This window comes from Lentiprolixibacter sp. (assembly GCF_982873095.1).
Genome location: NZ_CEYNTP010000224.1, coordinates 1 through 4,567, shown reverse-complemented (window position 1 = coordinate 4,567; position 4,567 = coordinate 1). Strand labels below are relative to the sequence as shown.

Genomic DNA, 4,567 nt, shown 5'->3' with positions numbered 1-4,567 from the left:
TCTTTTTTCCTGAGGGCCGTTTTGGGCCCAATAATTTTATCCGCGGGGATATCGTAGCGGATGAAGGGGATTTTAAACTCACCTTCAGGTCCCCCAACATAGCCGCCTTCCGCAATGAACTGGAAAATATCGAGGTCCGGATAGACAACAAGAACCCGCTGTTCAACACCTTTGTCTCGGTGGACGATATTTCCACGGTGTATTACAACCTGAAAGATTTTAACCTGATCAATACCACCCTTAATGACACCCTGTTTTTCAGGACGGAGTTCCAGGGCGGCAGTGAATACAATGATATTTATAACCTCAACTTCTATCATACCTTTAACGATGAGAAGAAATCGGTAATTGGCCTGAAAAAGTCAGATATCAGCTTTAAGGGCAACACCTGGGTGCTCAACCGGGAAGGGAATGCGAAAAACAAGGTGATTTTCAACAATGCCCTGGATAGCATCACCATAGAGGAAGTGGTGATGAATAATGATAACCGGGAGCAGATCCGACTTCGGGGACAGTTGGCAGATTCTACCTACAAAGACCTGGAATTACAGTTTAAACTGGTATCCCTGAATAAGATTACCCCGGAAGTGGATAGCCTGAAATTTTCCGGGGAGGTAAATGGAACCCTCAATGTGTTGCAGAAAGACAATGTGTACCTCCCCATCTGCAACCTGGACATTGACAATTTCGGGATCAACGGCATGGGACTTGGCTTCCTCAATGTAGGGGTAGTCGGTAACCGGGACCTCACTGAATTCGATGTGTATTCGCAGATATCGCAAAACGGGTTTGAGAAGTTTAAGCTCGATGGCAAGGTGATCAATGAGGACCCCATCCCCAAAGCGGATTTTGTGGCTTCCTTCGCTGATTTCGACTTGTCCCCGTTCAGTCCCCTTGGAGAGGGTATAATTACCAATATTAGGGGGCAGTTAAGTGGAAGTACCATTGTGCGCGGGGATATTCGGAACCCTGAAATGGACGGATTGCTTACCCTGGATAATGCAGGCCTCGCCATTCCCTACCTTGCGGTGGATTACGCCTTCGAAAACGGAGCTACTGTAAAGCTTAACAACCAAACCTTTGATTTCCAGAATGTCAACCTGAGGGATGTGGCTATGGATACGAGGGCAACGTTGGACGGTACCATTACCCACGATTTCTTTGAGGATTGGCGCCTGGACCTCAAAGTGGATACTAATAACGATCGTTTTCTCATTCTGAACACAGAGTTTGAAGAAGAGGTCCTGTATTACGGGACTGGCTTTGTAAACGGTGAAGGTCGTATTTACGGGCCAACACGTGCATTGACCATCAAATTTGACGGTTCTACTGCGCGGGGAAGTTCCCTGAAAATCCCCATTAGCGATGTCGCTTCCGTAGGCGATTATACATTTATCAACTTTATAGAAAAAGACAGAGCACAATCCCTGGAATCCGAACGCACCCTTCGGGACTACGAGGGCCTGGAAATGCGTTTTGACCTCATTGTAACCCCTGATGCCGAGGTGGAGATCGTTATCGACCAGAAAACGGGAAGCTCTCTTAAAGGCACCGGGGAGGGCCTGTTGCTCATCGAGATCAATACCAACGGCAAATTCAATATGTGGGGTGACTTCGTAGTGGTAACGGGCGAATACAATTACCGTTTTGGCGGGGTGATTGACAAAACCTTTACCGTAAAACCCGGGGGCAGTATCGTATGGGAAGGCGAACCCTTAGAGGCACAGCTCAATATGGAAGCCGTGTATTCCCTTAATGCCAACCCTTCTCCCTTACTTGATAATGCAGGCTATTCAAGGCGCATCCCCACAGATGTGGTTGTACAGCTTACGGATGAACTGGAACGCCCCACAATTGCCTTTAATATTGAATTTCCTGGCACCAGTTCCATTGTAAAATCTGAATTGGAATACCGGCTACAAGACCCTACGGTGGAGGAGCGAAATGCGTTTTTCCTTTTGGCCCAGGGGACTTTTGTGAATGAAGGCACCGGGATCAACCAGCAGGCCGTAACCGGAAACCTGATCCAGACGGCTTCCGGGCTGCTGAACCAGGTTTTGGGAGGCAGCAACGATAAGCTTAGCCTTGGGGTTTCCTATGAACAGGGGTATCTGGATCCCAACGATATTCAAACTGAAAACCGGATTGGGGTAACGGTTTCCACCCAGATCAGCGACCGGGTCTTGTTGAACGGCAGGTTTGGGGTTCCGGTTGGAGGGGTCAGTGAAACTGTGGTGGCCGGGGATGTTGAGGTTCAGGTATTGTTGAACGAAGAAGGTACCCTCCGCGCCAAGATCTTCAACCGGGAGAATGAAATTCGCCAGTTTATCCAGCAAATTGGCTACACCCAGGGGGTAGGTCTTTCCTATGAGGTGGATTTTAGTAGTTTTCGCGAGCTGATGCAGCGAATTTTCAAGGCCAGGGAGAAGGAAGCTGAGGAAGAAACCGCTCCGGAACCAGAGGCCACTATCATGGGCAGGGATAGCCTTATCCTTTTTGTACCCAAGACACGAACGCCACAATCTTTACATAAATAAAAAAAGCCCCCATAAGGAGGCTTTTTCCGGAATTTGTAATTAACTATGCTATGGTTACGTTAGCATCTAGGTAAACATCCTGTATGGCATTTAATAAGCCAACTCCCTCTTTCATAGGTTTCTGGAAGGCCTTGCGTCCTGAGATAAGACCCATTCCTCCTGCGCGTTTATTGATCACGGCTGTTTTCACGGCCTGTGCCAGGTCATTGTCGCCTGAAGCCCCTCCGGAGTTGATAAGCCCGGCCCTGCCCATCAGACAGTTAGCCACCTGATAACGGGTGAGGTCAATAGGGTGTTCTGAGGTGAGTTCGGAATATACTTTGTCGTGGGTTTTGGCAAAGTTGATCGCCTTAAACCCACCGTTATTTTCGGCTTGTTTTTTTTTTACGATATCGGCCTGTATGGTAGAAGCCAGGTGGTTGGCCTGACCCGTTACATCGGCGGAAACGTGGTAATCCTTACCGTCCTTTTTGAAGCCTGAATTTCTCAGATAGGCCCATAGCACGGTCACCATACCCAATTCGTGCGCATATTCAAAGGCCTCTGTAATTTCCTGTATCTGTCGGTTACTTTCCGGGGACCCGTAATAGATGGTAGCCCCTACAGCAATACAGCCCATTTCGAAAGCCTGGTCAATGCTCGCAAACATGATCTGATCAAACTTATTGGGGTAGGTGAGCAATTCATTATGGTTGAGCTTTAGCAGGAATGGGATTTTATGGGCGTATTTACGGGAGACCGATCCCAGCACTCCTAAAGTGGATGCAACAGCATTACATCCCCCTTCAATAGCCAGTTCTACGATCCTTTCAGGGTCGAAGTAAATGGGGTTGGGGGCGAAAGAGGCCCCGGCAGTGTGCTCTATTCCCTGGTCTACGGGCAAAATGGAAACATAACCTGATCCTCCAAGCCGGCCAGAGTTGAACAAGGTCTGCATATTTCGCAGGACAACGGGATTTCGGTCAGAAGGACCCATAACCCGGTCAACGAAGTCAGGCCCCGGCAGGTGCAACTTATCTTTTGCAATGGTTTTACAGTTGTGATTTAGCAGAAAATCGGCATCTTTTCCAAGAAGCTTTTCGATATTGTTGGACATAATGATGAAGTTTTCAAAGTTCCCATAAAGATACGGGGAAATGCCCGTTTTTTTTATATTTCTAAGCGCTTTTTTTTCACGGAAACAAGCGGTTTTTTCAGCTTAATTTCTTACATTAACACTCCTTGTTCAGGCAAGGTTTTTTTTTGTTTCACTAAAGCAATCTGATTATGGCTAACGTAAAAAAAATCAAGGGTACAATAGGGATATTAACCGGCGGCGGTGATGTGCCAGGGCTCAATCCGGCAATACGCGCGGTAACCTTCCGGGCAATCCGGGAAGGGTACCGGGTAATAGGATTCAGACGGGGATGGGCTGGATTGATAGACATCGTAAGGGATAAGAAGTACGATAACAGCAACAATTTTGTGGAACTCTCGCAGGCACGGGTCAACAAGGCTGCGCGGACCGGGGGTACCTTCCTGCATACCTCGCGTACGCGACCCAGCCACGTTGCCAAGGACAGGATACCCGAACATTTGCGGGATAGCTATAATAAGGATGTAAACGATCTGACGAAGGAGGTTGTGAAAAACCTGGAATGGTTGGGGGTGGATATCCTCATCCCCATTGGCGGTGACGATACGCTCAGCTATGGTGTTCATTTGTTTAAGAATGGACTTAAAGTCATGGCCATTCCCAAGACCATGGATAACGACGTCCCGGGAACGGATTATTGTATCGGGTTCAGTACCTGCGTAACCCGGACCATCAGCCTCACCAACAGTCTCAGGACCGCTGCGGGTTCTCACGAACGCTTTCTGGTCCTTGAGGTATTTGGACGATATGCGGGCTTTACCGCCATGTTGCCTACCCTTGCCGGTGCTGCCCACCGCTGTGTGATCCCGGAGGTTCCGTTTCAAATTGACCGATTGGCCGAACTGCTAACAGAGGACCGCAACTTGAACCCGAGTAAGTATTCCATCGTACTCGT

At 48.4% G+C, this 4,567-nt stretch carries 3 protein-coding genes; 2 read left to right on the top strand and 1 reads right to left on the bottom strand.

Annotation, left to right across the window (positions count from 1 at the left end; translation table 11 throughout):
* Nucleotides 1–2,537, top strand: a 2,537-nt coding sequence (locus AC4E7D_RS11925) for a translocation/assembly module TamB domain-containing protein (protein WP_490174017.1), incomplete at its 5' end; no start/stop codon positions are given.
* Between the two features lie 43 nt (nt 2,538–2,580).
* Here the strand turns inward: AC4E7D_RS11925 and AC4E7D_RS11920 are convergent.
* Nucleotides 2,581–3,633: a class I fructose-bisphosphate aldolase gene (locus AC4E7D_RS11920; protein WP_490174016.1), complete on the bottom strand. Its 1,053-nt coding sequence runs from the start codon at nt 3,631–3,633 to the stop codon at nt 2,581–2,583.
* A gap of 170 nt (nt 3,634–3,803) precedes the next feature.
* Here AC4E7D_RS11920 and AC4E7D_RS11915 point away from each other — a divergent pair.
* Nucleotides 3,804–4,567, top strand: a 764-nt coding sequence (locus AC4E7D_RS11915) for a 6-phosphofructokinase (RefSeq protein ID WP_490174015.1), incomplete at its 3' end; no start/stop codon positions are given.

Bases quoted from the DNA above. Each gene is read 5' to 3' on its own strand.
- AC4E7D_RS11920 (WP_490174016.1), bottom strand. From the start codon at position 3,633: ATGTCCAACAATATCGAAAAGCTTCTTGGAAAAGATGCCGATTTTCTG.